The sequence below is a fragment of the Mesorhizobium sp. YC-39 genome (assembly GCF_025753795.1).
In the GTDB taxonomy this organism is placed as follows: domain Bacteria; phylum Pseudomonadota; class Alphaproteobacteria; order Rhizobiales; family Rhizobiaceae; genus Mesorhizobium.
Map to the genome: position 1 here is coordinate 117,348 of NZ_JAOWPS010000001.1, position 25,591 is coordinate 142,938.

27 protein-coding genes and 1 pseudogene are annotated in these 25,591 nt (G+C 64.6%); 9 read left to right on the forward strand and 19 right to left on the reverse strand.

Going from position 1 to position 25,591, the window contains the following annotated elements:
• Positions 1 to 83: 83 nt before the first annotated feature.
• The 7 genes from dapB to OHD62_RS00620 all read right to left on the reverse strand — a co-directional run bounded on the left by dapB (position 84) and on the right by OHD62_RS00620 (position 8,016).
• A complete protein-coding gene (gene dapB, locus OHD62_RS00590; protein ID WP_263780259.1) occupies positions 84 to 920 on the reverse strand; it encodes a 4-hydroxy-tetrahydrodipicolinate reductase in 837 nt (278 codons plus the stop codon).
• On the reverse strand, positions 917 to 2,803 hold the full coding sequence (locus OHD62_RS00595; protein ID WP_263780260.1) for an ABC transporter ATP-binding protein: 1,887 nt from the start codon (positions 2,801 to 2,803) through the stop codon (positions 917 to 919). Before OHD62_RS00595 ends, dapB begins: the two co-directional genes overlap by 4 nt.
• Before the next feature lie 156 nt (positions 2,804 to 2,959).
• A complete protein-coding gene (locus OHD62_RS00600; RefSeq protein ID WP_263780261.1) occupies positions 2,960 to 3,979 on the reverse strand; it encodes a glucokinase in 1,020 nt (339 codons plus the stop codon).
• 186 nt (positions 3,980 to 4,165) lie between these two features.
• Positions 4,166 to 5,242, reverse strand: a complete 1,077-nt coding sequence (mepA, locus tag OHD62_RS00605) for a penicillin-insensitive murein endopeptidase (RefSeq protein ID WP_412177329.1) — start codon at positions 5,240 to 5,242, stop codon at positions 4,166 to 4,168.
• Between the two features lie 50 nt (positions 5,243 to 5,292).
• Complete coding sequence (locus OHD62_RS00610; RefSeq protein WP_263780262.1) at positions 5,293 to 6,186, reverse strand: SDR family oxidoreductase; 894 nt, start codon at positions 6,184 to 6,186, stop codon at positions 5,293 to 5,295.
• Entirely contained in the window at positions 6,183 to 7,343 is a 1,161-nt protein-coding gene (gene queG / locus OHD62_RS00615; RefSeq protein WP_263780263.1) for a tRNA epoxyqueuosine(34) reductase QueG, read from the reverse strand. The genes OHD62_RS00610 and queG overlap by 4 nt, the downstream gene beginning before the upstream one ends.
• Positions 7,324 to 8,016 carry a glutathione S-transferase family protein gene (locus OHD62_RS00620; protein ID WP_263782248.1) on the reverse strand — a complete coding sequence of 231 codons (693 nt, stop codon included), beginning with the start codon at positions 8,014 to 8,016 and terminating at the stop codon, positions 7,324 to 7,326. The genes queG and OHD62_RS00620 overlap by 20 nt, the downstream gene beginning before the upstream one ends.
• A gap of 174 nt (positions 8,017 to 8,190) precedes the next feature.
• On the opposite strand from OHD62_RS00620, the gene OHD62_RS00625 reads away from it, so the two are divergent.
• Positions 8,191 to 8,997: an undecaprenyl-diphosphate phosphatase gene (locus tag OHD62_RS00625; RefSeq protein ID WP_263780264.1), complete on the forward strand. Its 807-nt coding sequence runs from the start codon at positions 8,191 to 8,193 to the stop codon at positions 8,995 to 8,997.
• A gap of 237 nt (positions 8,998 to 9,234) precedes the next feature.
• Here OHD62_RS00625 and OHD62_RS00630 read toward each other — a convergent pair whose 3' ends face one another.
• Positions 9,235 to 9,612 carry a YraN family protein gene (locus OHD62_RS00630; protein WP_263780265.1) on the reverse strand — a complete coding sequence of 126 codons (378 nt, stop codon included), beginning with the start codon at positions 9,610 to 9,612 and terminating at the stop codon, positions 9,235 to 9,237.
• A complete protein-coding gene (gene rsmI, locus OHD62_RS00635) occupies positions 9,605 to 10,531 on the reverse strand; it encodes a 16S rRNA (cytidine(1402)-2'-O)-methyltransferase (protein ID WP_263780266.1) in 927 nt (308 codons plus the stop codon). Before rsmI ends, OHD62_RS00630 begins: the two co-directional genes overlap by 8 nt.
• A gap of 160 nt (positions 10,532 to 10,691) precedes the next feature.
• Here rsmI and OHD62_RS00640 point away from each other — a divergent pair, with 160 nt between their 5' ends.
• On the forward strand, positions 10,692 to 10,880 hold the full coding sequence (locus tag OHD62_RS00640; protein WP_263780267.1) for a hypothetical protein: 189 nt from the start codon (positions 10,692 to 10,694) through the stop codon (positions 10,878 to 10,880).
• Positions 10,881 to 10,953: 73 nt separating this feature from the next.
• Here OHD62_RS00640 and OHD62_RS00645 read toward each other — a convergent pair whose 3' ends face one another.
• The 6 genes from OHD62_RS00645 to rph form a co-directional block, all read right to left on the reverse strand.
• The gene (locus OHD62_RS00645) at positions 10,954 to 11,391 is read right to left on the reverse strand and encodes an EamA family transporter (protein ID WP_263780269.1); all 438 of its coding nucleotides are present in this window, start codon (positions 11,389 to 11,391) and stop codon (positions 10,954 to 10,956) included.
• A gap of 23 nt (positions 11,392 to 11,414) precedes the next feature.
• The gene (locus tag OHD62_RS00650) at positions 11,415 to 11,738 is read right to left on the reverse strand and encodes a low molecular weight protein tyrosine phosphatase family protein (RefSeq protein ID WP_263780270.1); all 324 of its coding nucleotides are present in this window, start codon (positions 11,736 to 11,738) and stop codon (positions 11,415 to 11,417) included.
• 265 nt (positions 11,739 to 12,003) lie between these two features.
• Complete coding sequence (gene hemW, locus OHD62_RS00655; protein WP_263780271.1) at positions 12,004 to 13,167, reverse strand: radical SAM family heme chaperone HemW; 1,164 nt, start codon at positions 13,165 to 13,167, stop codon at positions 12,004 to 12,006.
• The gene (gene rdgB, locus OHD62_RS00660) at positions 13,164 to 13,856 is read right to left on the reverse strand and encodes an RdgB/HAM1 family non-canonical purine NTP pyrophosphatase (RefSeq protein WP_263780272.1); all 693 of its coding nucleotides are present in this window, start codon (positions 13,854 to 13,856) and stop codon (positions 13,164 to 13,166) included. The genes hemW and rdgB overlap by 4 nt, the downstream gene beginning before the upstream one ends.
• Complete coding sequence (locus OHD62_RS00665; RefSeq protein WP_263780273.1) at positions 13,856 to 14,266, reverse strand: VOC family protein; 411 nt, start codon at positions 14,264 to 14,266, stop codon at positions 13,856 to 13,858. Before OHD62_RS00665 ends, rdgB begins: the two co-directional genes overlap by 1 nt.
• A 4-nt stretch (positions 14,267 to 14,270) precedes the next feature.
• On the reverse strand, positions 14,271 to 14,987 hold the full coding sequence (gene rph / locus OHD62_RS00670) for a ribonuclease PH (RefSeq protein WP_097576566.1): 717 nt from the start codon (positions 14,985 to 14,987) through the stop codon (positions 14,271 to 14,273).
• A gap of 156 nt (positions 14,988 to 15,143) precedes the next feature.
• Between rph and hrcA the strand changes: the two genes are divergently transcribed.
• From hrcA to cysK, 5 genes are all read left to right on the forward strand, one after another.
• Positions 15,144 to 16,226, forward strand: coding sequence for a heat-inducible transcriptional repressor HrcA (hrcA, locus tag OHD62_RS00675; RefSeq protein WP_263780274.1), 1,083 nt, complete (start codon positions 15,144 to 15,146; stop codon positions 16,224 to 16,226).
• A gap of 11 nt (positions 16,227 to 16,237) precedes the next feature.
• Entirely contained in the window at positions 16,238 to 16,435 is a 198-nt protein-coding gene (locus OHD62_RS00680) for a hypothetical protein (protein WP_263780276.1), read from the forward strand.
• Between the two features lie 38 nt (positions 16,436 to 16,473).
• Complete coding sequence (locus OHD62_RS00685; protein WP_263780277.1) at positions 16,474 to 17,826, forward strand: PQQ-dependent sugar dehydrogenase; 1,353 nt, start codon at positions 16,474 to 16,476, stop codon at positions 17,824 to 17,826.
• Between the two features lie 86 nt (positions 17,827 to 17,912).
• Positions 17,913 to 18,530, forward strand: coding sequence for a LysE family translocator (locus OHD62_RS00690; RefSeq protein ID WP_263780278.1), 618 nt, complete (start codon positions 17,913 to 17,915; stop codon positions 18,528 to 18,530).
• Positions 18,531 to 18,706: 176 nt separating this feature from the next.
• Complete coding sequence (cysK, locus tag OHD62_RS00695) at positions 18,707 to 19,687, forward strand: cysteine synthase A (protein ID WP_263780279.1); 981 nt, start codon at positions 18,707 to 18,709, stop codon at positions 19,685 to 19,687.
• An 85-nt stretch (positions 19,688 to 19,772) separates the two neighbouring features.
• Here cysK and OHD62_RS00700 read toward each other — a convergent pair whose 3' ends face one another.
• The 4 genes and pseudogenes from OHD62_RS00700 to OHD62_RS00715 all read right to left on the reverse strand — a co-directional run bounded on the left by OHD62_RS00700 (position 19,773) and on the right by OHD62_RS00715 (position 22,052).
• Complete coding sequence (locus OHD62_RS00700; RefSeq protein ID WP_263780280.1) at positions 19,773 to 21,020, reverse strand: RNA polymerase sigma factor; 1,248 nt, start codon at positions 21,018 to 21,020, stop codon at positions 19,773 to 19,775.
• Complete coding sequence (locus tag OHD62_RS00705) at positions 21,020 to 21,373, reverse strand: YciI family protein (RefSeq protein ID WP_263780281.1); 354 nt, start codon at positions 21,371 to 21,373, stop codon at positions 21,020 to 21,022. Before OHD62_RS00705 ends, OHD62_RS00700 begins: the two co-directional genes overlap by 1 nt.
• Positions 21,374 to 21,471: 98 nt before the next feature.
• A pseudogene (locus OHD62_RS00710) lies at positions 21,472 to 21,671 on the reverse strand (RNA polymerase subunit sigma-70); the annotation flags it as partial.
• Positions 21,672 to 21,692: 21 nt separating this feature from the next.
• On the reverse strand, positions 21,693 to 22,052 hold the full coding sequence (locus OHD62_RS00715; RefSeq protein ID WP_263780282.1) for a YciI family protein: 360 nt from the start codon (positions 22,050 to 22,052) through the stop codon (positions 21,693 to 21,695).
• A gap of 248 nt (positions 22,053 to 22,300) precedes the next feature.
• Between OHD62_RS00715 and OHD62_RS00720 the strand changes: the two genes are divergently transcribed.
• On the forward strand, positions 22,301 to 23,260 hold the full coding sequence (locus OHD62_RS00720) for a TAXI family TRAP transporter solute-binding subunit (RefSeq protein ID WP_263780283.1): 960 nt from the start codon (positions 22,301 to 22,303) through the stop codon (positions 23,258 to 23,260).
• 210 nt (positions 23,261 to 23,470) lie between these two features.
• The gene (locus OHD62_RS00725; protein ID WP_263780284.1) at positions 23,471 to 25,576 is read left to right on the forward strand and encodes a TRAP transporter permease; all 2,106 of its coding nucleotides are present in this window, start codon (positions 23,471 to 23,473) and stop codon (positions 25,574 to 25,576) included.
• The last annotated feature ends 15 nt before the right edge of the window (positions 25,577 to 25,591 follow it).

Below are 25,591 nucleotides of genomic sequence, written 5' to 3' on the forward strand. Positions count from 1 at the left end.
CCTTCAGGTTTGAGCAATTCCAGGAAAAGTGTGTAGCGGTTTTCCGTCCGGAATTGCGTAAAGACAAATAGTTCTGGATTTTCTCAACCGAGCCCGAGCACGTCCCGCATCGAATAGAGCCCGGGCTTCTTGCCGCGCGCCCAAAGCGCTGCCTTGACCGCGCCGCGGGCGAAGATCGCCCGGTCCTCGGCATGATGGGCAAGCGTGATGCGCTCGCCGGTGCCGGCCAGTATCACGGAATGATCGCCGACCACCGAGCCGCCGCGCAGCGCGGCAAAGCCGATGGAGCCGGCTTTTCGCACGCCGGTGTGACCGTCGCGCGACCGCACATCGTTGCCGGCAAGTTGAATGCCGCGCCCGGCCGCCGCCGCTTCGCCGAGCAGCAGCGCCGTTCCAGAAGGCGCGTCGACCTTGTGCCGGTGGTGCATTTCAAGGATCTCGATATCGAAATCGTCGGCGTCGAGCGCGCGCGCCGCCTGTTCCACCAGCACCGCCAGAAGATTGACGCCGAGGCTCATATTGCCTGATTTGACGATCGTCGCGTGGCGCGCGGCGGCGGCAATCCTGGCATTGTCATCATCCGAGCAGCCGGTGGTGCCGATGACATGGACGATGCGCGCCTGCGCCGCATAGCCGGCGAATTCGACCGTTGCAGCAGGGGCCGTGAAATCGAGAACGCCATCGGCCTTGGCGAAGGCCGGCAACGGATCGTCGCCGATCGGCACGTTGATGATGCCGATGCCGGCAAGCTCGCCGGCATCCTTGCCGAGATAGGCCGAACCGGACCGCTCGACCGCACCGGCGACGCGCGCGCCAGGGATCGTATGGATGGCGCGGATCAGCGCCTGGCCCATGCGGCCGGCCGCGCCCACCACCACCAGGCCCATATCGCTTGTGTCGTTTGGGGACGTGCCGCTCATAAGATTCTCCCGACCGCCTTCTTCGCGCGTCGCACCGGTGGTTGTGGCGCCGGAGTTTGGATGTGCCCGGCATTTTGGATAGACTTGGCGTCGTCGACAAGCCCCAGCCCCTTGTTGCCCTGCACCCGGTGGAAACGGGCATAGACGCTGTGCGGGTCGGCCATCAGCGAGGCATGCGTACCCTGCTCGACCAGCCGGCCCTCCTCCAGCACGATGATCTGGTCGGCATTGACCACGGTCGACAGCCGGTGCGCGATCACGATGGTGGTACGCCCTTCCATCACCTGGGTCAGCGCCTGCTGGACGCGCGCTTCCGCCTCATTATCGAGCGCCGAGGTCGCCTCGTCGAGCAGAAGGATCGGTGCATTGCGCACGATGGCGCGGGCGATCGACACGCGCTGGCGCTGGCCACCCGACAGCGTCACGCCGTTTTCGCCGACTGGCGTGTCGTAACCCTCAGGCTGCTGGCGGATGAAATCGTCGGCGGCGGCCTGTTGCGCGGCAAGCTCGATCTCTGCGTCCGTGGCGCTCGGCCGGCCATAGCGGATATTGTCGCGAATGGTGCCTTCGAACAGATAGGGCGCCTGCGAGACATAGGCGATGGAGCCGCGCAGCGACTGCTTGGTCACCCGCGAAATGTCCTCCCCGTCGATCTCGATGCTGCCCTTGTCGACATCATGGAAGCGCTGCAACAGTGCCACCAGCGTCGATTTGCCGGCGCCCGAGGCGCCGACGATCGCCGTCGTCTTGCCGGCGGCGGCAACGAAGCTCAGATCTCTGAGCACCGGCGTCTCCGCGACATAGCCGAACGACACATTGTTGAAGCGCACCTCGCCCTTGGTGAACTTCGCCGCGACCGCTCCCGGTGCATCGCCCTGCTGCGGCTCGAGGTCGAGCAGCTCGTAGATCATGCGCGCATTGACCAGCGCCCGCTCCATGCCAACCTGCATGCGGGCCAGCCGCCGCGCCGGGTCGTAGGCGAGCAGCAGCGCGGTGATGAAGGAGAAGACAGCGCCCGGCGGCTGTCCGAGCACGGTCGCCCGATAGCCGGAATAGGCAATGACGCCGGCAACGGTGAAACCGGCCAGTATTTCTGAGATCGGCGTCAGCCGTTCCGAGACGCGGGCGATCTTGTTCGTCCGCTGCTCCGCGTCGTCGGCGAGCTTGCCGATGCGGCGCGATAGCTCGTCCTCCATGGTGAAGGCTTTGACGATGGCGATGCCTTGCGTGGCTTCCTGCATGGCGCCGATCAGCCGCGCGTTGATCTGCACCGATTCACGCGTAATGCGCCGCACCCGCCGCATCAGATAGGTGACGGTGTAGATCAGCGGTGGCCCGATCAGCAGCGAGCTCAAGGACAGGATCGGGTCCTGGTAGATCATGACGCAGATCAGCCCGATCAGCGTCACGCCGTCGCGCGCGATCGATGTCAGCGTCATCGACAGAAGGTCGCGGATGCCGTTGACGTTCTCGTTGATCTGCGCGGCCAGACGGCCCGAACGCGTGTCGCTGAAGAAGCCGACACCGAGCTTCATCAGATGGTCGAAGATGCGCTTCTGGTAGCGCGCCACCAGATTGTTGCCGATCTTGGCCAGCGTCACCGCCTGGCCGTAGCCGGCCAGGCCGCGCAGGATGAAGGCGCCCAGGATCGCAGCACAGATCCAGGCGATGAGATCGCCACGCCGTTCGTAGAAGATCTGGTTGACCACGGGACTCATGATCAAGGCGGTGACCGCTGTCGTTCCCGACACGGTCAGCAGGCAGAGTATGGTGAAGACGTAGGACCACCGGTAGTCGCGTCCGTTCTCGGTCAGGATACGGCGCACCACCGCCACGACCTCGCCGGGCTGGGCCTTCGCATGGTGTTTGGGCGCTTGGTTCAAGTCGTTCCGTGATCCGTTCGGCGTCGCGGCCGGGCTGATATCAGGCACTTCTCTTAGCGTCCCGGCGACGGCTTGCCTATGGCTTGGGATGACTAACTTCGTCGCGCGTCAGAGCATGATCCCAAAAAGTGGGAACCGGTTTTTTGGAAAGAGAGACTAAGCCCGCCAGCGCCGCCCCGCCGTCTGGACGCCGAACAGCGAGGGGTTCCTGGCATAGGCGGCAAGGCCGGAAAGTGCCGCCAGCGGATGGGTGATGACATAGACGGGCATGGTGCGCATCAGCTCGCTGTGCGGCGCCTTGTCCTCGAAGGCGGCGCGGAAATTGCCGGCTTTCAGCGCCGGCAGGATCTTCTGGGCAATGCCGCCGGTCAAGAAAACGCCGCCACGGCTCATGAACACCATTGCCAGGTCGCCGGCGGTGCGCCCGAGGCAGGTGACGAACATCTCGAGCGCTTCCTCGGACACCGGATCCGACTTCGCCAGCGCCGCGGCGGTGACCTCGGCCGGCTTGGTGAAGGGCGCCGGCTTGCCGTCCGCCTTGGCCACCGCCCGGTAGGCGTTGACGAGGCCGCGTCCGGACAGGATCTGTTCGCCCGAGATGCGGCCATCCAGCTTCTCGATATGGGGAAACACCTCGAAATCGCGCGGCGTACGCGGCCCGATATCCATGTGCCCGCCCTCGCCGGGCACCGGTATCCAGTGGTTCAGCGCATAGACCAGCCCGGCGACGCCAAGCCCGGTTCCGGGACCGAGCACCACCCGTCCCGCATTGGGCTCCGGCGCATCGCCGCCGATCTTTTCCATATGCTCTTCGCCGAGCGCCACGACGGCCAGCGCCTGCGCCTCGAAATCATTGAGCACCACGACATCGCCAATGCCGACGCTGGCAAACATTTGCTTAGGTTTGACGACCCACGGGCAGTTGGTGAGCGGGATCTCGTCGCTGTCGACCGGGCCGGCCACCGCCAGCACGGCGGAGTTGGGCCGCACCGACGAGCGATCGAGCACCGCCGCCTGGATCGCCTCGTCGATCGTGTTGAAATTGGCGGTCTGCACGATGGTCGGTTCGCCCGCCTCGGAATTCGCGTCGAGCACGATCGAGAAGCGCGCATTGGTGCCGCCAATGTCGCCGATCAGGATCGGAAACCGCAACACGGTGTCGTCGTCGCCTGCCATGCTCTTGTCTGTCCCCGTTCCACTAGAGCCGTTCTGCGTTTCTGTGAGCGCAGAACGGCTCTATCTCTTTGTTTTGACGCAATTCCGGACGGAAAACCGTTACACACTTTTCCTGGAATTGCTCTAGTCTGCCGCTGTTCTTTGTTGACTAGCGCATGACCTGGGAAAGGGGAAGTCGCTTCAATGTCAGTTGCCCGGCCGCGGCCGGGGCAGCGGGATGCCGATCTCGGGCGTTGCCGCGAAGGCATTGACCGAAGCCGGCAGCGCGCCGGCACCATCTGTGATCGCCGGTTCCGGAGCCGCGACAGCGGGTTCGGGGGCCGCGGCCGCGATCGACCTGCCGTCGCCATGATAGGTGGCGGCTTCAGCCGAGGACGGAGCCGGCGCGTCGAGCACGGCCCGGCATTCCCTGGGCAGGCTTGCCATGGTCATCAGCTCGCGCGCCTTCGGCTTGTCGGGGTTCTTGGCAGGGCGCCATGGTTCGTCGGTGAACCACCAGGCCAGCGACTGGTCGCAGCCGTCACCCGGCACTGTCGCCTCCTGCCGTTTGCAGTCGGGCGAGCCGGGCTGGCAGCCGATGCGGATGTGGAAATGATAGTCATGGCCCCAGAACGGCCTGATCTTGCGCAGCCAGGCGCGGTCGCCCTTCACCGTATCGCATAGCTTCTTCTTGATGCCGGGATTGACCAGGATGCGCTCGACTTCAGGGTAGCTCGCCGCCCGCTTCAGGAGCCGCGCATGCTGTGGCGTCCACAGCGCCTCCTTCACCAGATGGGTCTTTTCGTCGACCAGCAAGGTGGCGCTCATCTTCTCGCGCTGGTTGGTCGAAAGCCTGTTGTCGGGCATTGGCGTCAGCCAGATGTCGGCGTCGAGGCCGATCTGGTGCGAGGCATGGCCGGTCAGCATCGGGCCGCCGCGCGGCTGCGAAATGTCGCCGACCAAGAGGCCGGGCCAGCCATCGGCGGCGGCGTCGCGCGACAATTTCTCGATCAGCCCGATCATCGCTGGATGGCCCCAGCGGCGGTTGCGCGAAGGCCGCATCACCTCCCAGTGCGGGCCGTCCATGGGGATGGCGACGCCGCCGGCAAAGCAGCCCTTGGAATAGAAGCCGAAGGATTGCGGTGCCGCCACCGCCGGCAGCTTCTTGGCGCCGAACAGGTCTTTCGCCAATTCCTCCGCCGCTGCGGGCTGCGCCGCAAGTCCCGTCAGGACACAGAACGCTGCCGCCATGAGCGGCGTCCATGCGCGTTGCAACATCTTCATGAGCCCCTCCGCGAGTTCAAGTCTAATCATATCACGCCGCACCGCTTCGATCACCTCATCGGGCTGCGCGCTTCGCCATCGCGCCAATTGCGATCGGCCCACATCCGGTCGAAGGCGACACGATAATCGGGAAAGCGGAAGCGATAACCGGTCGCCTTGAGCGCTTTATTGGCGACGCGCTTGTTCTCGCCATAGAAGGACCGCGCCATGGGCGAAAGTTGAGCAGTCTCGAACGGAATTTCGGGCGGCGGCGTGACGCCCATCAGGGAGGCGGCATAGGCGACGACGTCCTGCGGTGGCGCCGGCAGGTCGTCGGTGACGTTGAAGATGCCGCCGGTATTGCTTCCGGCGAGATGCCGCAGCGCCCCGGCAATGTCGTCGCAATGGATGCGGTTGAACACCTGGCCCGGCTTGACCAGCCGCCGGGCCGTGCCGTTCTCCAGATTGACCAGCGCATTGCGGCCAGGGCCGTAGATGCCGGAAAGCCGCAGGATCGCCACGGGCCGGCCGGTCGCCTGGCCGAGTTGCAACCATTCCTGCTCGGCGGCGACACGCAGGACCGAGCGCTTCGACACCGGCCGGCATTCAGCCGTTTCATCGACCCATGCGCCGCCGTAATCGCCATAGACGCCGACGGTCGAGAGATAGGCGATCCATTCGAGCGCCGGCATGCCGGCCGCAATCGTCTGGCGCATTGCATTCAGCACCGGATCGCCTGCTTCTTCCGGCGCCACCGAGACGATGAGATGGGTTGTCTTCCCGAGCGCATCCGCGATCTCAGTTGTGAGCGCGCCGTCGAAACGCAGAGGTTCAATCCCGGCCTGCCGTAGCGCCGCGAATTTTTCCGGCGAGCGTGTCGTGCCGAAGATTGTGCCGGCATCCTGGCTGGCGCGGGCAAAGGCCTTGCCCGAATAGCCGGCGCCGAAAATGAAGAATCCACTCATGCATACGCCTCGATCGGCCTTGGCAGCGCCATCCGCCATTCATCTCGAACGGCCACCTCACTCTCGGTTTTCACCGCCACCTTGGCGCGTTCGGCAAATTCGGTTTCAGGCACAAGCCGTGATAGCGCCCACACCGCCGCACCGCGCACCAGCGGCGAGGCATCGCCGAGCAGCGCGCGGACCGAGCCCACAAGCGACAAATCGGCGGAATTGCCGGCGGCGATCAGCACATTGCGGACAAAGCGATCGCGGCCGATGCGCTTGATCGGCGAACCGGTGAAGAACGCGCGAAAAGCGGCATCGTCGAGGCCGAGCAGCTCGGCCAGCGGCGGCTCGCGCAGATCCGCGCGGGCGACGAGCTTCGCCTCCGAGGCGGCGCGGGCGAACTTGTTCCACGGGCAGGCGGCCAGGCAGTCGTCGCAGCCATAGATGCGGTTGCCGATCCTTTCGCGGAATTCATGCGGGATCGGTCCCTTGTTCTCGATGGTGAGGTAGGAGATGCAGCGCCGCGCATCGAGCCGGTAGGGCGCCGGAAAGGCGTCGGTCGGACAGACGTCGAGACAGGCGCGGCAGGAGCCGCAATGGTCTTCCTCCGCGTGGTTCGCGGCAAACTCGGCCGTGGTGAAGATGGTGCCAAGGAACAGCCAGGAACCGTGCTCGCGGCTTACCAGATTTGTGTGCTTGCCTTGCCAGCCGAGGCCAGCGGCTTCGGCCAGCGGCTTTTCCATCACCGGGGCGGTGTCGACGAACACTTTAACATCACCGCCGGCGCGGGCCACGATCTTGCCGGCGATCTCCTTCAGCCGGCCTTTCATTACCTCGTGATAGTCGCGGTTTTGCGCATAGACGGAGATCGCGCCGCGGTCACGCTTGTTGAGCACCGCGCGCGGATCGTGGTCGGGGCCGTAATTCATCGCCAGCACGATGATCGAGCGGACCTCGGGCCACAATGCCGCCGGATCACCCCGGCGCTCGAGCGTCTCGGCGATCCAACCCATCGAGCCGTGAAAACCGTCGGCGACGAATGCGGCGAGCCGGGCCGGCGCCAGCGGGATGGCATCGGGCGTGGTCACGGCAATGGCGTCGAAGCCGGCGCGCTTCGCCTCGCGGTCGATCAGCGCGCGCAGGGGTTCGTTCTTAGAAATCGAGGTCCGCATAATGCGACACCGGCGACAGGCCGCGCACCCTGTCGGACAGAAGCGGCCGGAACGATGGCCGCGATTTCACCCGTGTGTACCATTCGCGCGCCGCCGAGTGTTCGCGCCAGTCGATCTCGCCGAGATAGTCGAGCACCGAAAGTGCCGCCGCCGCGGCGAGGTCGGCATAGGTCACCTTGTTGCCGGCCAGCCAGTGGCGCGTGCCGGCCAGCCAGTTAGTGTACTTCATGTGCTGGCGGATATTGGCGCGCGCGGCGCGGATCGCTCCCGAATCGGGCGAGCCGCCGCCCGCCGTCTCCGGCATGACCGGCTTCAGCACGCGTTCGCGCACCAGATGCCTTGTCACCTCGCTCTCGGCCTTGTTGAGGTACCAGTCGGTCAGCCGGCGGATTTCGGCGCGCTCCATCGGGTCTTCGGCGAACAGCCGCTTGTCGCGCTTCAGCACGCCGCGCGTCTCGTCGAGATATTCTGCGATGACCATGGCGCCGACGATCGGCACATCGCCTTCGGCCAGCAGGATCGGCAAGGTTCCGGCCGGGTTCAACGCCAAAAACTCCTTGCGCCGCGTCCACGGCTTTTCCTCGATCAGCGCCAGTTCCTCGCCATACTCGCCGAAAGCGAGCCGCACGAACCGGCAGGAGGCGAACATCGGGTGGTGAAAAAGCGTCAGCATGGTCCCGCGATAATAGAGCGCACTGGCAAATCGCCGGCTGCGCCGGTAAGTCTTGACCGCCCGATTCACCGGGCTGTCAGGGTGCTGCGACCTATAGGGGGAGTTCCGCGCCGTGACAAGCAAGCCCTTTAGCAAGCCGTTCCTTCAAGCTCTCAATCGAACGCCGAGGTTGCCATGGAAAGCCAGACCATCGTCGAAGCGCTGCTGCTCGGCCTGCTGGAGGGGCTGACCGAGTTCATTCCAGTCTCCTCCACCGGCCATATCCTGCTTGCAGGCCATTTTCTGGGTTTCCACTCGACCGGCAAGGCCTTCGAGATCCTGATCCAGCTCGGCGCAATACTGGCGATCCTCAGCGTCTATTTCCACCGTCTGTGGAAGATGGCGATGGACCTGCCATACGACCGGCTGACGCGCCATTTCGCCCTCGGCATCCTCATCGCCTTCCTGCCGGCGGCCATCATCGGCGCGCTGGCGCATGATTTCATCAAGACGATCCTGTTTGAATCGCCGCGGCTGATCTGCATCATGCTGATCATCGGCGGCGTGGTCCTGCTCCTGGTCGACCGCATGAAGCTGAAGCCGGTCTACCGCGACGTCGAGCGGTTTCCGACCCGGCTCTATCTGCAGATAGGTCTGTTCCAGTGCCTGTCGCTGATCCCCGGCACGTCGCGCTCCGGCTCGACGATCGTCGGCGCGCTGCTGCTGGGCGTCGACAAGCGGGCGGCGGCGGAATTCTCCTTCTTCCTCGCCATCCCGACGATGGTCGGCGCCTTCGCCTTCGACCTGTTCAAGAACCGCAACGTGCTGAGCAGCGCCGACCTGCCGATCATCGCCGTCGGCTTCATCGCCGCCTTCGTCACCGCGCTGCTCGTCGTGCGCTTCCTGCTCGAATACGTATCGCGCCACGGCTATGCGCTGTTCGGCTGGTGGCGGCTTGTGGTCGGCGGCGTCGGGCTTGTGGCGCTGATGATCTGGGGGTGACGGCAGGGCTGTTCCTGTACTGCTCCGTCGAGTTCCTTCGCGCCCCCCTCTGTCCTGCCGGACATCTCCCCCACGAGGGGGGAGATTGGCAGCCTTACTGGCGGCACTCTTCCTTCAACGCTGGTGATTGGCGAAAGCAGCGGTGACATCCGATCTCCCCCCAAGTGGGGGAGATGGCCGGCAGGCCAGAGGGGGGCGCTGTCCCGCTGACGTCTCGCTGGATTCGGACGACCTCCCTCAATTCCTTCCATAAAACGCGTTCTCGACATGCACCGGCCAGCGCCAGGGCAGCACCGCCACCATGTCGAAGCGCATTGACAGCCTGCCATAGTCGGGCTGGCGCGACAGCCAAAGGTCGGCCGCGCTTTCGATACGGCGCTCCGAATCGTAGCGAACAGCCTCCATCGCTTCCATCAGCGTGCGGCGCGCCTTGACCTCGACGAACAGCACCAGATCGCCGCGCCGCGCGATCAGGTCGATCTCGCCGAACCGCGTGCGGTGGCGACGGGCCAGGATCCGGTAGCCTTTCAGCATCAGTGCCGCTGACGCCAGCCATTCGCCGCGATGGCCACGCCGATAGGCTTTCTGGCGGCTGGCGAGCGGGCGTTCAGCCATCACCGTCTTTCCCGGTGATGCCCCGGCCCTCTTTGCTATCTTTGAGTTCGAGCAGCCGCCGGTACAGCACCTGCTTCTGGCCGCCGGTCATCTTCGCCGCTTCCGCTGCCGCCTTGGAGGCCGGCATCTCGGCTGCCAGCGAAATAAGCAGCCGGTCGATGTCTTCTGGTTCGTCAGCCCTGGTTTCGGCGGGGCCGACGCAGATGACGATCTCGCCCTTCGGCGTGTCGGCCGCCTCATAGTGTTCGGCGAGCGACTGCAAGGTGCCGGTCCGCATTTCCTCGAAGGTCTTGGTCAGTTCGCGGCCGATCGCCGCCTTGCGGGCCCCGCCCAGCGCCTCGACCATGGCAAGAAGCGTCTCGGCCAGCCGGCGCGGCGATTCGAAAAAGATCAGTGTCGCCGGGACGGTTTTCAGCGCTTCCAGCCGGGTCAGCCGCTGGCCTGATTTCACCGGCAGGAAGCCGGCGAACAGGAAGGCGTCCGAGGGCAGGCCGGACGCCGTCAGTGCGGCAAGCGGCGCCGACGGGCCGGGGATCGGCACGACGCGGATGCCGCGGTCGATCGCTTCGCCGACCAGCCGGTAGCCGGGATCGGAGATCAGCGGCGTGCCGGCATCCGAGATCAACGCCACACTCTGCCCGGCCTCGAGTGCCGCAATCAGCTTAGGCCCAGCCTCGCCGGCATTGTGCTCATGATAGGCGGTGGTGCGGCGGCGGATGCCGTAGCGGTCGAGCAGCACGCGGCTGACGCGCGTGTCCTCGCAGGCGACGATGTCGGCGGCCGCCAGCGTTTCCAGCGCCCGCAGCGTGATGTCGGCCAGATTGCCGATCGGCGTCGCCACCAGATAGAGCGCCGGCTCGAGCGGCCGGGCGGCCAGCTCGGTTTGCCCGATCACATAGCTGCGTTTGTCGCCGGTCACCGCTGCCCTCTAGCCGCTTCAATGCGTTTGACCTGTTTGGCACGGCTGACGCCCGGTTGCAAAAGCCACGCAGATGTCAAGGAGGCGCCATGCCTTCGCCACAGTAGGGAACGAAACCGGTCCCGGCGGATTTTTATCTTGATCTCTTGGGAGGAGCAGGATGGACAGTCTGAAGATACAGGACGTTTTTGAACCCTACTATGCCGGCCGCAAGCGCTTCGCAGCGCTAAGGGACAAGAACCTGCCTGCCGAGGCCGCGGACGCCGATAGAAAGGAAGCCGGCAAACGGCTTTTGCGTCGCCTGTTGGCGGATGCCAAGACCGAAACCGACAGCACGACGGAGCACTGACCGGACGATGCCCAATCGCTTCGATATCTTCATCACCCGTCTCGAAACGAAAAGCGCCCGCGAGGGCGTGCCGCTACCCCCGATAGGCGACCAGCACCGCGCCCGCCGCGATAAGGGCGACGCCAAGCCAGTTCGCACCGGACAGTCGCTCGCCGAGAAAGACCGCGCCAAACACCGCCACAAGCACGACGCTTAGCTTGTCGATCGGCGCCACCTGCGCCGCATTGCCGATTTTCAGGGCGCGGAAGTAGCAAATCCAGGAAGCGCCGGTCGCCAGGCCGGACAGGCCGAGGAAAAGCCAGGTCTTGCCAGAGATTGTATCAGGCGGCTGGAACTGGCCGCTGGCCAGGAGAATGGCGCCGAGCACGACGAGTATGATGATCGTGCGGATGAAGGTGGCGAAATCGGAATTGATGTTTTCAATGCCGACCTTTGCGAAGATCGCCGTCAGCGCCGCAAAGGTCGCCGACAACAGCGCCCAGAATTGCCAGGAGGAAACGGTCAGGTTCATTGGCATGCCTCGCAAGTGGCCTCTCAACCGAGATACCGTGAAACCCGCGTCTCCAGAAGCTGAATTAGAACCGGATCCATGAATTCATAGTCATCCGGGATATCGAGGCAGATCACCCGTGCCTTCTTCAGGCTTGCCTTGAATTTCTTCTGCAGCTTGGCGCGGTGTGCTTTTTCCATCACGAAGATGATATCGGCCCAGGCAACCAGCTCATGCGTCAGCGGCGTATCGGCATCGTGGTTCGTTCCCGCCGAGGCGACCTCGATATCCCAGCGCTTGGAAAACACCTGCTCCGCTGTCGGGCTGCGCAAGCGGTTCTGGCTGCAGACGAAGAGGACGTTTTTCAAGATCTGCCAGCACCTATTCGACCAAGGCAATTACTCATCCCAAATCTCACGTATTGTCTTGGTCAGCGGTATGTACTGATCGAGGGTAAGTCCGTTGAGCTCGAAAACATCATCCGTGTTCAAAGTTCGCAGTGTCTCATGGATCAGAAACTTCATGGCAGGCCCATGTTGGATGCGACGGCTTCATTTGACTGAGCCGAGTGTCTAACATTCTTGTGCGAGACGATAAATTGTCCGCGATGGATCGGCTGGCTTGCGGTTGAGCTCAACGAGCCAGATCCGCCACCACGGCGTCGAGCACGATCATGCCGGCTGGCGTGGCGCGCAGGCGGGTGTTGCCGATCGGCGCCACCAGGCCTTCGCCCTGCAGCATAGACAGCCGCGCGGTCGACAGGCCGCGACCGGAAAACGTCTCATAGCGGGTGAGATCGATGCCCTCAGTCAGTCGTAGCCCCATCAGCAGGAACTCGTCGGCTTCTTCGGAACGCGTCAAGGTTTCGCCGCCGGTGATGCCATGGCCCTTGGCCTCGACCAGATTGGCCCAGGTCTCCGGGATTCTCTCCGCGATCGTCACGGTGCGGCGGCCATTCTCGACGAAGCGGCCATGCGCGCCGGGACCAACGCCGACATATTCGCCATAGCGCCAATAGGTCAGATTGTGCCGGCTTTCCGCGCCTGGCCTGGCGTGGTTGGAAATCTCGTAGGCCGGCAGGCCATGCGCCGAAGTGATCTCCTGCGTCAGTTGATAGAGATCGGCGGCGTGATCATTGTCGGGAATGGTGAATTTCTTCGCCGCATGCAGCGCGTGGAACGGAGTGCCTTCCTCGATGGTCAGCTGGTAGAGCGACAGATGGTCGGCGGCATGGCCGATGGCCTGCTCGAGCTCGGCCTGCCAGGCCTCGGGCGTCTGGCCCGGCCGCGCATAGATCAGGTCGAAGGAGAGGCGCGGGAATGTCTCTCTGGCCAGCCCGATCGCCTGCAGTGCTTCCTCGACATTGTGCAGCCGGCCAAGGAAGCGCAAATCCTTGTCGTTGAGCGCCTGCACGCCGAGCGACACCCGGTTGACGCCGGCTGCGCGATAGCCGCGGAAGCGCTCGGCCTCGACGGATGAAGGGTTGGCCTCCAGCGTCACCTCGATGCCATCGGGCACCGTCCAGTTCTTTGCCACGGCATCCAGCACCGTCGCCACGGTTTGTGGCTTCATCAGCGACGGCGTGCCGCCGCCGAGAAAGATGCTGGTCACCTCGCGCGGCCCGGTGCGGGCGCGCATTGCCGCCAGCTCCGTCTCGAAGGCACGCGCGAAACGCTCCTGGTCGACCGGCTGGTGGCGCACATGGCTGTTGAAGTCGCAATAGGGGCACTTGGCCGCGCAGAATGGCCAGTGGATGTAGACGCCGAAGCCGGGGCTGCGGTCGAGCAGCATGGTCATTTCGAGCCCGATCGGGCCAAATCCAATCGCGCCAAATCCAATCGGGCTTGTGCGAATTTCTGGAAGGCGCGGGCGCGGTGCGACAGCGCCTCCGGCTGACCGGGCTTCCAGCCATGCTTTTCCGCAGCACTCATCTCGCCGAAGGTCTTTTCGAAACCGTCCGGCAAGAACACTGGGTCATAGCCGAAGCCGAGTTCGCCACGCGGCGGCCACACCAGCGTGCCCTCGACCTCGCCACGGAAATATTCGGCCACTCCATCAGGAAAAGCGAGGCAGATGACGGCGACGAAGCGGCCCTTGCGCTGCGCTGGATCGACCGCGCCGACGTCCTGCAGCGCCACTTCGGTGCGCTGCATGGCCATGCCGAAGTCGCGCGAACCGTTCGGCGTTTCGGCCCAGTTGGCGGTGTAGACGCCGGGCGCGCCGTCAAGCGCGTCGACGCACAGGCCGGAATCGTCCGACAACGCCGGCAGGCCTGTCGCCTCGGCTGCGGCAAAAGCCTTGATATAGGCGTTCTCTTCGAAGGTGGTACCGGTCTCGTCCGGTTCAGGCAGGCCATATTCCTTTGCCGACTTCGCTTCGAAGCCGAAGGGCGCCATCAGGTCGGCGAATTCGCGCAGCTTGCCTTCATTGTGGCTGGCGACGACGATCCTGTTTCCGTCGAGTGAATGAGCAGTTGGCGAATGCATCAGATGCCCCAGATCCTTGGTTCGGCGAATTCGATCGAATTGCCGGAGGGATCGCGAATATAGATCGAGCGGCCGCCTTGCGGCCATTCGAACTCGCTTTCGATGGCGATTTCTTTCGCCTCGAGATGCGCCTTCCAGCGGAGGATTTCGTCCGCGCTTGCGACAAAGCAGAGATGGCCGTCGCCGACCGTTCCGTGCGGCGGCACCTTTAGCTTTGCATCAGGCGCCGGCGGGATTTTGGTCGCCTCGGCGTTGAAGAGGAGGAGAACGCCGGATCCACAGCGGAAGAAGAGATGTCTGCCCTCGACCTTGCCGAGCACTTCGAGGCCGAGCACGTCGCGATAGAAGGTTTCGGCCTTGACGAGATCGGTGACGTAGAGCGCTGACTCAAGGATAGCAGAGGGTTGCATCAGACTAAGCCACAGCCATCTGCTGTAGGCTGACCAGGCGCTGGATGCCTTTCTTGGCCAGGCCCATCAGCGCCGCGAACTGTTCTTCCGAAAACGGCTCGCCCTCGGCAGTGCCCTGGATCTCGACGATGCCGCCCTTGCCGGTCATGACGAAATTGGCGTCGGTGCCGGCCGAGGAATCCTCGATATAGTCGAGGTCGATGACCGGCTGGCCGTCATGGATGCCGCAGGAGATCGCCGCGACATGGTCCTTCAGCACCTTGGCGACACTGGCCATCTGCCGCGCTTCCATCCAGCGCAGGCAGTCGTAGAGCGCCACCCAGCCGCCGGTGATCGAGGCGGTGCGCGTGCCGCCATCGGCCTGGATCACGTCGCAATCGACGGTGATCTGCTGCTCGCCCAGCGCCTGCAGGTCGACCACGGCGCGCAGCGAACGGCCGATCAGCCGCTGGATTTCCAGCGTGCGGCCGCCCTGCTTGCCGGCGGAAGCCTCGCGGCGCATGCGCTCGCCGGTCGAACGCGGCAGCATGCCGTATTCCGCCGTCACCCAGCCCTTGCCGGAATTGCGCATCCAGCCCGGCACCTTCTCCTCGAGGCTCGCCGTGCACAAAACATGCGTATCGCCGAATTTCACTAGGCACGAGCCTTCCGCATGCTTGGAAACGCCGCGCTCGAAGGAGATCGCGCGCATTTCGTCGGGTTGGCGTTTGGAAGGGCGCATTCGGACTTCTTTCTTGTTATGTTCGGAATCGTGGCCGGCTTGTAACCGCATGGCGCGCATGGCGCAAAGGAAAATGGACTGAGCAGCGCTCACGCAACCGGGTTGCGCGGACACCGCCGAACTCTATATCCTTGATATTGGAGGTTTTTGGCCCGAATGACCAAGGCAGTCGATCCCGCGTCGCAATCGCCAGCGCTCCAATCGCTTGACATGCGCTCGCGCGACATCTTTCGGCGCATAGTCGATTCCTATCTCAGGGATGGCGAGCCGGTCGGCTCGCGCAGCCTGTCGCGGATACTGCCGTCGTCGCTGTCGCCGGCCACCATCCGCAATGTGATGAGCGATCTCGAGCATCTCGGCCTGATCTACGCGCCGCACATTTCGGCCGGCCGGCTGCCGACGCAGGCGGGCCTGCGTTTCTTCGTCGATGCCTTCATGGAGCTTGGCGACCTCTCCGACGAGGAGCGCCGCATCATCGAGGCGCAGGTGCGGGCGTCCGGCTCGGGCGCGACGCTGGAGCACATGCTGACCGAAGCCAGCCAGATGCTGTCCGGCATGTCGCGCGGCGCCGGCCTCGTGCTCGCCGCCAAGAACGAAGTGGCGCTGAAACACATCGAATTCATCCAGCTCGAGCCGACCAAGGCGCTGGCCGTGCTGGTGTCGCAGAATGGCGACGTCGAAAACCGCGTCGTCGACCTGCCCGCCGGCATCACCGTGTCGCAACTGCATGAAGCCTCGAACTTCCTCAACGCCCATATCCGCGGCCGCACGCTGGCCGAGGCACGGATCGAGATCGCCCGCATCAAGGAAGAGACGCGGGCTGCCCTCGACACGCTGTCGCAGGATCTGGTCGAGAAAGGCCTGGCGGTGTGGGCCGGCGCTGAAAGTGGCCTACCGGCGCGGCTCATCGTGCGCGGCCGCGCCAATCTCCTGGAAAACGTCACCGCCCAGGCCGACATCGAGCTGCTCAGGCACCTGTTCGAGGATCTGGAGACGCAGGACGGGCTGATCCAGCTGCTTGACCTCGCCGAGGACGGGCCGGGCGTCCGCATCTTCATCGGCTCGGAAAACAAGCTGTTTTCGCTGTCGGGCTCCTCGCTGGTCGTCGCGCCCTATCGCGACAAGGATGCCCGCGTCATCGGCGCGCTCGGCGTGATCGGCCCGACCCGGCTGAACTATGCGCGCATAGTACCGATGGTCGACTATACGGCGCAGCTTATTTCCCGGATGCTGAGGTAAGGAGAAAAAGAATGGCGTTGGAATCATTCAAGGCCCAGATCAGCATGTTGCTGGAAGAAATGGTCAATCAGCCCGAGGACCAGCATGAAATCCAGGAGCAGTTGCGCGAAAAGCTGAGGGAAATGCGCGCCATGGGCCTGCCATTGCCGGAAGACCTCGTGACGCTGGAAAAGCGCCTTGACGACGACTTTTACGCTGCGGGGACGTGAGGCGACGGGCAAGCGCGATTTTGACGCTGGAGGGCAGAATGATGCGATTTGCCGGTCTTGTGGGCGCCGCCCTGCTTGTTGCGACAGCCGCTTTTGCCGAGGAGGCGGCTGAGCCGCTGCTGAAAGGCGAAGCTGCCTTCGGCGACTGGCATGCCGACCGGCCGGGAGTGCGCCGCTTGATCAGGCCTGAGGACCTGCAGCCGCCATTCGTTACCGAATCGGCCTCGAATGGCCCCGGCGTCGTTGAACGGCCCGAAGAGGTCAAGCCGATCCTGCCGGCGGGCTTTACCGCCGAGCTTATCGCCTCCGGCCTCGCCGATTCCCGTGTCGTTCGTGTGGCGCCGAATGGTGACCTGTTCGTTGCCAACAGCCGAGACAATCAGATACGCGTTTATCGTCTCGCCGAGGGCAGCGCTGATCCTGCCATGAAGTCTATCTTCGCCAGCAACCTCACGCGGCCTTACGGCATTGCCTTTTATCCCCTGGGAGACAATCCGCAGTGGGTCTATGCCGCCAACCGCAACCGCGTCATACGCTTTGCATACCGTAATGGCGACCTGAAAGCCCAAGGCAAGCCGGAGACAATTGTCGACAATATTCCTGGAAAGAACCACTGGACCCGCGACATCGCCTTCTCTCCGGACGGCAAGACACTCTATTTGTCGGTCGGCTCCTACTCGAATGTGGGCGAGGAGGGCATGGGGAAGGAACCGGATGGCGGCCTCGACGCCTGGGCGAAGTCGAAGCCGCTGGGCGCGGCCTGGGGCATGGATGAGGGCCGCGCCAATGTGCTGGCCTTCGATCCGGACGGCAAGAACAGGCGGGTCGTGGCCACGGGCCTGCGCAATTGCGCGGGCATGACCATCCAGCCGGCGACGGGTGCGTTGTGGTGCGTCGTCAATGAGCGCGACTCGCTGGGCGACAATGTGCCGTTTGAATTCGCAACAACCGTCAGGGAAGGCGGCTTCTACGGCTGGCCCTGGTACTATATCGGCAACAATGAGGATCCGCGCCGCAAGGGCGAGCGCCCCGACCTTGCCGGCAAGGCCACCATTCCCGACGTGCTGATGCAGGCGCATTCGGCGCCGCTCAACATCGTCTTTTATGACGGCAAGAGCTTTCCGCCCGACTATCAGGGGGATGCGTTCGTTGCCCTGCACGGGTCGTGGAACCGCGGCGTCAGGACCGGCTACAAGGTCGTTCGGCTGAAGTTCAGGGACGGCAAGCCGACCGGCGAATATGAGGATTTCATGACCGGCTTCGTCGTCTCGGATGAAGAAGTCTGGGGTCGCCCGGTCGGCGTGGCGGTGGCGAAAGACGGCGCGCTGATCGTCACCGAGGACGGCAACGGCACCATCTGGCGCGTGACCTACAGCGCCAGCCGGTCCTGATCCGATAGCCTTGCGCGCAACTGGTGCAATCGAATCCGGCCGTCAGGGAATTCACGCCAGTCCGCCATTGTGCGACAAGGCTGACTATGACCCTTACAGGATTTCTTGCCTACAGTGCTGCCCTCGGCGTCGCCGCCGCCATTCCCGGTCCCGGCGTCACCGCGCTTGTGGCGCGTGCGCTCGGCTCCGGCTTCCGCTCGTCGCTGGCGATGTCGTTCGGGTTGATGCTCGGCGATCTGACCTATCTCACCGCGGTGGTGCTCGGCCTCGCTTTCGTCGCGCAGACCTTCGGCATGGTATTCCTGGCGATCAAATGGGCCGGCGTCGCCTATCTCGCCTTCCTCGGCTGGCGTTTCTGGACGAGCGGCATCACGCCCGAAACAGTTGAAGCGAAGAAGGGCAAGGGCGGGCTGGCGTCGAGCTTCATCGCCGGCCTCGCGGTCACCCTCGGCAATCCGAAGACCATGATCTTCTACCTCGCCATCACCCCGACCATCGTCGACCTGAAGACCATCACGCTTGCCGATTACGGCATCCTCGTCGCGCTCACCGTGATCGTGCTCCTGGTGGTGCTGGTGCCCTATCTGGCGCTGGCGGCCAAGGCGCGCTGGTTCCTGAAGTCGCCGCGGGCGCTGAAAGCCCTGAACCGCACCGCCGCCGGCTTCATGGTCGGGGCTGCCGCGGCGATTGCCGCGCGGCAATAGGGGCCTTTACGGCCAAACCATTCCGAATTGAGGCCGCTCCCGGAAATGGTATTCCGGGGTGCAACTGTTTTCAGCATGAGTCCCACTCGGATATTTTCGAGCCGCAGCCTATCTTGCGCGGTTGAAAGTCCTATTCTGTCCGCTGATGCCAATTGCCTGACCTGGGAGCGAAACCAATGAACAAGCCCGTCACCCCTGCCCGCGTGCCCGGCCGCGGCCGCGTCTTCAATTCGATCACCGAGACGATCGGCGACACGCCGCTGGTGCGGCTCGACAAATTCGCCAGGGAAAAAGGCGTCGTCGCCAATCTGCTTGCCAAGCTCGAATTCTTCAACCCAATCGCCTCGGTCAAGGATCGCATCGGCGTCGCCATGATCGAGGCGCTGGAGGCATCGGGCAGGATTGCACCCGGCCGCACCACGCTGATCGAGCCGACTTCCGGTAACACCGGCATCGCGCTCGCCTTTGCCGCTGCCGCCAAGGGCTACAAGCTGATTCTGACCATGCCGGAGACGATGTCGGTCGAACGCCGCAAGATGCTGGCGCTGCTCGGCGCCGAGCTGGTGCTGACCGAAGGGCCGAAGGGCATGAAGGGCGCGATCGCCAAGGCCGACGAGCTGGCGGCGACGCTGCCCGACGCGGTCATTCCGCAACAGTTCGAAAACCCGGCCAATCCGGAAATCCATCGCACGACGACGGCCGAGGAGATCTGGAACGACACCCATGGCGAGGTCGACATCTTCGTCGCCGGCATCGGCACCGGCGGCACCATCACCGGCGTCGGCCAGGTGCTGAAGAAGCGCAAGCCCTCGGTCCATGTCGTCGCCGTTGAGCCGGAAGCCTCGCCGGTGCTGTCCGGCGGCCAGCCCGGCCCGCACAAGATCCAGGGCATTGGCGCCGGCTTTGCGCCAAAGATCCTCGACACCACGATCTATGACGAGATCGTCAAGGTCTCGAACGAGGATTCGGTCGCCAATGCCCGCCTCGTCGCCCGCCTCGAAGGCGTGCCGGTCGGCATCTCCTCGGGCGCCGCCCTGCAGGCGGCGATCGTCGTCGGCTCGCGGCCGGAAAACAAGGGCAAGACCCTGGTGGTCGTCATCCCGTCCTTCGCCGAACGCTATCTGTCGACGATCCTGTTCGAAGGGCTGGGTGCGTAGGCTTCCTCCCTTTCGTCATCCCAGGATCTCCGCAACGTCGCTTCGCTCCTGCTTCGCCCTGGGATGGCGAAGCCGGGAGGCTGCATCAGTTCCCGCCGAGCCCAGCCCGCCGCTGCTGCAAGAACCGGCGCACCGCCGGATCGCGCTCGAGGCCGATCGCCCGGTCATAGGCCTCGGCGGCTTGGCTGGTGTTGCCGAGCCTGGCAAGCAATCCGGCGCGGGCGGCCCAATAAGGCTGGTAGTCTGCGAGCCGCTTGTCGTCACCCAGCACGTAAAGGGCCGCCAAACCCGCCGCCGCACCGTCGGCCTCGGCAACGGCCACCGCGCGGTTGATCGCCACCACCGGCGAGTCTGCGATCGAATGCAAGGCGTCGTAGAGTTCGCGGATCGCCATCCAGTCGGTGCGGCCGGTCAGCCGCCGTGCCGCATGAGCGGACTGCACCGCTGCTTCGAGCTGGTAGCGGCCGATCACCGCCTTGGTGGCGGCATGGGAAAGCAGCGCCTCCGCCTCATCGATGAGGGTGCGGTCCCACAGCTGGCAATCCTGCTCCGCAAGCGGCACGAAGTCGCCTTCGGTACTGCGCCTGGCTACCCGCCGCGCCTCGGCAAACAGCATCAGCGCCAGCAGGCCGAGCGCTTCCGGCTCATCTGGCATCAGCGAGGCCACAAGCCGGCCAAGCCAGATGCCTTCGGTGGCGAGGTTGCGGCGCCGGGTCTCGGTGCCGGCCGGGTCGGACCAGCCCTCCGCAAACGTCGCGTAGATCGCTTCCAGTACCGCATCCAGCCGCTCGCCGAGCTCGGCTCTTTCAGGCACGCGGAATGGAATGCCGGTTTCGCGGATGCGGGTCTTGGCACGCACCAAGCGCTGGCCCATCGTTGCCGGCGACACTAGGAAGGCCGAGGCGATCGTCGCTGCGTCGAAGCCGAGAATGGTCTGCAGGATCAGCGGCGCGCGCACGCCGGCCTCGATCGCCGGATGGGCGCAGGCAAACATCAGCCTGAGCCGCTCGTCGGGCAGGTCTTCATCGACCATGCGGGCCTCCATCTCCTCGGCGATCAGCCTGAGATGATCGCGGCTCGCCTCGCTGGTCAGACGCCGCCTGACCGCGTCGATGCCGCGTCGGCGCGCCACCGTAAGCAGCCAGGCTTCCGGTTTTTGCGGCACGCCGGTTTGCGGCCAGCGTTCGAGCGCCGCGGCGAAGGCGTCCGCCAGCGCATCCTCCGCGCCGGCCACGTCGCGCGTGCGGGCGGCGAGAAAGGCGACGAGCTTGCCGTAGCTTTGCCGGGCGGCCCCTTCCGCCGCCGCCCGCGCGACCTCCGCGCCATCCTGCATCACATTGTATGTTCCCAGATCGGCCGCACCTCGACCGTTCCGGTGCCGGCACCCGGACAACGCTCCGCCCAGGCGATCGCTGCGTCGGCATCCTCGGCCTCGATTATGAAGAAGCCGGCGAGCTGTTCCTTGGTATCGGCATAGGGGCCATCGAGCACGTTGGTCTTGCCGTTGGCCATCCGCACCAGGGTGGCGGCCTGGGTCGGCTTCAGTCGAGCGCCGGCGAGCCACGCTCCGGAGTTCTTCAACCTCTCGGTATAGGCGCCATAGGCGGCGCTGATCTCGTAGGTCTTGTCTGTCGGCGCGGCCGGCATCGAGGCTTCGTCGGCATAGATCAAAAGCATGTATCGCATGGTCTTCTCCCGTTTTCTCGAACGGCCGCTCCGTTGCGGGCCGACCCTATGTCGTGCGGTCTCGGGCGATTTCGACAGGCGCCACAAAATCTTTCGCCTTCGATCGCCGGATGGGCGCAGGCGAGCGTCAGCCTGAGCCGCTCATCCGGCAACTCTTCATTGGTCATGCTCCTCCGTCTCCCTCCCCGGTCAGCCGCCGCCGCACCGCATCCACGCGCCGCCGCCGGGCGACCGCGAGCAGCCAAGCCATCAGCTTGCCGTAGCTTTGCCGGGCGGCGGTCTCGGCCGCCGCCCTTGCGGGTGAAGGGCTGTTCGGCCATCACGGGCTGGGCTGCTGTTCCCAGATCGGTCGCACCTCGATCGTGCCCGTGCTGGCGCCCGGACAGCGCGCCGCCCAGGCGATCGCGGCGTCGGCGTCCTCGGCCTCGATCATGTAGAAACCGGCTAGCTGTTCCTTGGTGTCGGCATAAGGGCCGTCGAGAACATTGGTCTTGCCATCGACGATGCGCACCGAGGCGGTCGCCTGGCTCGGACGCAGCTGGTCGCCGCCAATCCAGGCGCCGCCCTTCTTCAAGGCTTCGTTGTAGGCGAAGTAGGCACTCTTCATCTCAGCCAGCGCCTGTGCCGGCGCCGCCATCATGGCGGCTTCGTTTCCATAGATCAAAAGCATGTATCGCATGGTCTTCTCCCGTTTTTCGAAGGCCGCGTCGGTGCGGGCCGGACGTATGTCGCGTGGCTATGCCCAATTTCGACAGGCGTTGGAAAATCTTTCGTCCGCGGTGGCGTCTTGTGCAAGCGGGCATATATTTCGCGCCCACTCAACCGTTGGTCTAATGGGCGCAATTGCGGGTTGGCATTTCCCGCCCGCTGTCTAAACTCGCCTCGCCTCGGGTCGTGCGGTGGCAAATATTTCAGGGAGGAAATCACATGCTCAATTTCAGGACGAAGTTTGTTGCCGTCGGCGCGCTGGCGCTGTCGCTTGGCCTTGGCGCGGTGTCGGCCAAGGCGCAGGAATTCATCAACGTGCTGACCGGTGGCACTTCGGGCGTCTATTATCCGCTCGGCGTCGCGCTGTCGGAAATCTACGGCAAGGGCATCGAAGGTGCCCGCACCCAGGTGCAGGCGACGAAAGCGTCGGTCGAGAACCTCAACCTGCTGCAGCAGGGCAAGGGCGAGATCGCTTTCGCGCTCGGCGATTCCGTCAAGCTGGCCGCCGAGGGCAACACCGAAGCCGGTTTCCCCGGCAAACTCGACAAGCTGCGCGGCATCGCCGCCATCTATCCCAACTACATCCAGATCGTCGCCAGCAGGGAATCCGGCATCAAGACGCTCGCCGACCTCAAGGGCAAGAGCCTGTCGGTCGGCGCGCCGGCCTCCGGCACCGAGCTCAACGCCCGCGCCATCTTCGCCGCTGCCGGGCTGAAATACGAGGATCTCGGACGGGTCGAGTACCTGCCCTTCGCCGAATCGGTCGAGCTGATCAAGAACCGCCAGCTCGACGCCACGCTGCAATCGGCCGGCCTCGGCGTCGCCTCGATCCGCGACCTCGCCACCTCGGTGCCGATCAACGTCGTTGCCGTGCCGGCGGCGGATGTCGCCAAGATCGGCTCGCCCTATCTTTCGGTGACCATTCCCAAGGGCACCTATGAGGGCCAGACTGAGGATGTCGCGACCGCCGCCGTCGGCAATTTCCTCATCACCAGCGCCGACGTCTCCGACGAGACCGCCTATCAGATGACCAAGCTGCTGTTCGAACATCTCGATCAGCTCGCCGCCGCCCATGCCGCCGCCAAGGCGATCGACCCGGCCAAGGCGCTCGACGGCATGCCGGTGCCGCTGCATCCAGGCGCCGAGAGGTATTACAAGGAGAAAGGGCTGGTGAAGTAGGGGCGCTCCCTCCCCCCTGAGGGGAGGGTGGCCCGCAGGGCCGGGTGGGGTCCTCGGCGACGCGCTCCAGCTTTCTGGATCAACGGTCGAGGCAGGTGGCATCGGTTGAGGCCGCGCACTGCCGCAACGACCCCACCCGTCCATCCGCCTTCGGCGGCTGTCCACCCTCCCCTCGAGGGGGAGGGAACCGCCCCCGCCAGGAGCCCGCCAATGACCGACGCTCAGTCCGAAACTTCATCGACCCGTGTCCTTGCTGTCGAAGAGCAGATCGAAGGACTGCCGCCGGGCTTCGGCGAAGGGCTCGCCGGCAAGGCCGCCTTTCTCATCGCCATCGCCTTCTCCATTTTCCAGATCTACATCGCCGCCTATGGCAGCCTGCCGAGCCAGGTGGTGCGTGCCATGCACGTTGGTTTCCTGCTGCTGCTCGGCTTTGCCCTGATCGCCAATCTGCGCGCCAAAAGCGCCGCGGCGAAAGCAGCGTTCTGGACGCTCGGTGTGCTCGGCTTCGCCACCGGCCTCTACAATTGGGTGTTCTATGCTGACCTCATCCGGCGCTCCGGCTTCCTCACCACGCCGGACCTGATCGTCGGCGCGGTGCTGGTGGTGCTGGTCTTCGAGGCCGCGCGGCGGTTGATGGGGCTGCCGCTTGCCCTGATCGCCTTGATCTTCCTCGCCTATGCGTTTGCCGGCAACTATCTGCCGCCGCCCTTCATCCATCGCGGCTATGATTTCGCTCAGCTCGTCGACACCTTTGCCTTTGGCACCGAAGGCATTTACGGCACGCCGGTCTACGTCTCGGCCGCATATATCTTCATCTTCGTTGTCTTCGCCGCCTTTCTCGAACGCGCCGGCATGATCGCGCTGTTCAATGATTTCGCCCTTGGCCTGGTCGGCTCGTGGCGTGGCGGCCCGGCGCAGGTCTGCGTGCTGTCGTCGGCGCTGATGGGCACCATCTCAGGCTCGGGCGTCGCCAATGTGGTGGCCAGCGGCCAGTTCACCATCCCGCTGATGAAGCGCTTCGGCTTCCGTTCGGCCTTCGCCGGCGCCGTCGAGGCGACCTCTTCGATGGGCGGCCAGATCATGCCGCCGGTGATGGGCGCGGTCGCCTTCATCATGGCCGAGACGCTGAACATCCCCTATGCCGAAGTGGTCAAGGCGGCGATCATCCCGGCGCTGCTCTATTTCGGCGCCTGTTTCTGGCAGGTGCATCTGGAAGCCGGCAAGGCCGACCTGCACGGCATGGCCAAGGCGGACCTGCCCAATCCGTGGGACGCGGTGAGAAGACACTGGCCGCTGGTGCTGCCGCTGGCCGCGCTCATCTATCTGCTGTTTGCCGGCTATACGCCGATCTTCGCCGGCACCATGGGGCTGGCACTGACCATCGTGCTCATCCTCGGCACGCCGCTGGCGGCGTTGATCGGGCCGCTTGCCTTCCGCATCGTCTTCTGGCTGGCGCTGGGGTTTGCCGCCGCCTCTTTCATGAAGTTCGGCGTCAACATCCTCAGCTTTGTGATCGCTGCGCTCGTTGTCGCCTGCTTTACCTTCAAGGGCGGGCGCGAGACGCTGCGGATCTGTATCGACTCGCTCGCCGAGGGCGCCAAGAACGCGTTGCCGGTCGGCATCGCCTGCGCCATCGTCGGCATCGTCATCGGCACGCTGACGCTCACCGGCATCGCCTCCACCTTCATCGGCTGGATCATCTCGATCGGCGAGAACAATCTGTTCCTGTCGCTGGTGCTGACCATGCTCACCTGCTTGGTGCTCGGCATGGGCATTCCGACCATTCCCAATTACATCATCACCTCGTCGCTGGCCGGGCCGGCCCTTCTGTCGCTCGGCGTGCCGCTGGTGGTCAGCCACATGTTCGTCTTCTATTTCGGCATCATGGCCGATCTCACCCCGCCGGTGGCGCTGGCCGCCTTTGCCGCCGCACCCATGGCCAAGGAAAGCGGCCTCAAGATCGGCATCCAGGCCACCAAGCTCGCCATCGCCGGCTTCGTCGTTCCCTTCATGGCGGTCTACACTCCGGCCCTGATGCTACAGGACGCCGGCCCGATTGCCGCTCAGTTCGGCTATCCCGTCGAGGTCGCCTATGTCGTTGTCAAGGCATGCATGGGCATCGTGCTCTGGGGTGCGGCCGCCGTCGGCTTTCTCGTCCGGCGCATGGCCTTGTGGGAACGCCTCGTCGCCTTCTGCGCCGGTGCGCTGCTGGTTGCCGCACTGCCACTCACCGACGAGGCCGGCTGGGCGCTCGCTCTCATATGGATCGGCTGGCACTATTGGCACGCGCGGCATGCGGCCAGCGCCAGAGCATGATCCCGAACCGAAGGT

Coding starts and splice junctions, on each gene's coding strand:
- dapB (WP_263780259.1), bottom strand. CDS start 920: ATGAGCGGCACGTCCCCAAACGACACAAGCGATATGGGCCTGGTGGTG.
- OHD62_RS00600 (WP_263780261.1), bottom strand. CDS start 3,979: ATGGCAGGCGACGACGACACCGTGTTGCGGTTTCCGATCCTGATCGGC.
- mepA (WP_412177329.1), bottom strand. CDS start 5,242: ATGAAGATGTTGCAACGCGCATGGACGCCGCTCATGGCGGCAGCGTTC.
- OHD62_RS00610 (WP_263780262.1), bottom strand. CDS start 6,186: ATGAGTGGATTCTTCATTTTCGGCGCCGGCTATTCGGGCAAGGCCTTT.
- queG (WP_263780263.1), bottom strand. CDS start 7,343: ATGCGGACCTCGATTTCTAAGAACGAACCCCTGCGCGCGCTGATCGAC.
- OHD62_RS00620 (WP_263782248.1), bottom strand. CDS start 8,016: ATGCTGACGCTTTTTCACCACCCGATGTTCGCCTCCTGCCGGTTCGTG.
- OHD62_RS00625 (WP_263780264.1), top strand. CDS start 8,191: ATGGAAAGCCAGACCATCGTCGAAGCGCTGCTGCTCGGCCTGCTGGAG.
- OHD62_RS00630 (WP_263780265.1), bottom strand. CDS start 9,612: ATGGCTGAACGCCCGCTCGCCAGCCGCCAGAAAGCCTATCGGCGTGGC.
- OHD62_RS00640 (WP_263780267.1), top strand. CDS start 10,692: ATGGACAGTCTGAAGATACAGGACGTTTTTGAACCCTACTATGCCGGC.
- OHD62_RS00645 (WP_263780269.1), bottom strand. CDS start 11,391: ATGAACCTGACCGTTTCCTCCTGGCAATTCTGGGCGCTGTTGTCGGCG.
- hemW (WP_263780271.1), bottom strand. CDS start 13,167: ATGACCATGCTGCTCGACCGCAGCCCCGGCTTCGGCGTCTACATCCAC.
- rdgB (WP_263780272.1), bottom strand. CDS start 13,856: ATGCATTCGCCAACTGCTCATTCACTCGACGGAAACAGGATCGTCGTC.
- OHD62_RS00665 (WP_263780273.1), bottom strand. CDS start 14,266: ATGCAACCCTCTGCTATCCTTGAGTCAGCGCTCTACGTCACCGATCTC.
- rph (WP_097576566.1), bottom strand. CDS start 14,987: ATGCGCCCTTCCAAACGCCAACCCGACGAAATGCGCGCGATCTCCTTC.
- hrcA (WP_263780274.1), top strand. CDS start 15,144: ATGACCAAGGCAGTCGATCCCGCGTCGCAATCGCCAGCGCTCCAATCG.
- OHD62_RS00680 (WP_263780276.1), top strand. CDS start 16,238: ATGGCGTTGGAATCATTCAAGGCCCAGATCAGCATGTTGCTGGAAGAA.
- OHD62_RS00685 (WP_263780277.1), top strand. CDS start 16,474: ATGATGCGATTTGCCGGTCTTGTGGGCGCCGCCCTGCTTGTTGCGACA.
- OHD62_RS00690 (WP_263780278.1), top strand. CDS start 17,913: ATGACCCTTACAGGATTTCTTGCCTACAGTGCTGCCCTCGGCGTCGCC.
- cysK (WP_263780279.1), top strand. CDS start 18,707: ATGAACAAGCCCGTCACCCCTGCCCGCGTGCCCGGCCGCGGCCGCGTC.
- OHD62_RS00700 (WP_263780280.1), bottom strand. CDS start 21,020: ATGCAGGATGGCGCGGAGGTCGCGCGGGCGGCGGCGGAAGGGGCCGCC.
- OHD62_RS00705 (WP_263780281.1), bottom strand. CDS start 21,373: ATGCGATACATGCTTTTGATCTATGCCGACGAAGCCTCGATGCCGGCC.
- OHD62_RS00715 (WP_263780282.1), bottom strand. CDS start 22,052: ATGCGATACATGCTTTTGATCTATGGAAACGAAGCCGCCATGATGGCG.
- OHD62_RS00720 (WP_263780283.1), top strand. CDS start 22,301: ATGCTCAATTTCAGGACGAAGTTTGTTGCCGTCGGCGCGCTGGCGCTG.
- OHD62_RS00725 (WP_263780284.1), top strand. CDS start 23,471: ATGACCGACGCTCAGTCCGAAACTTCATCGACCCGTGTCCTTGCTGTC.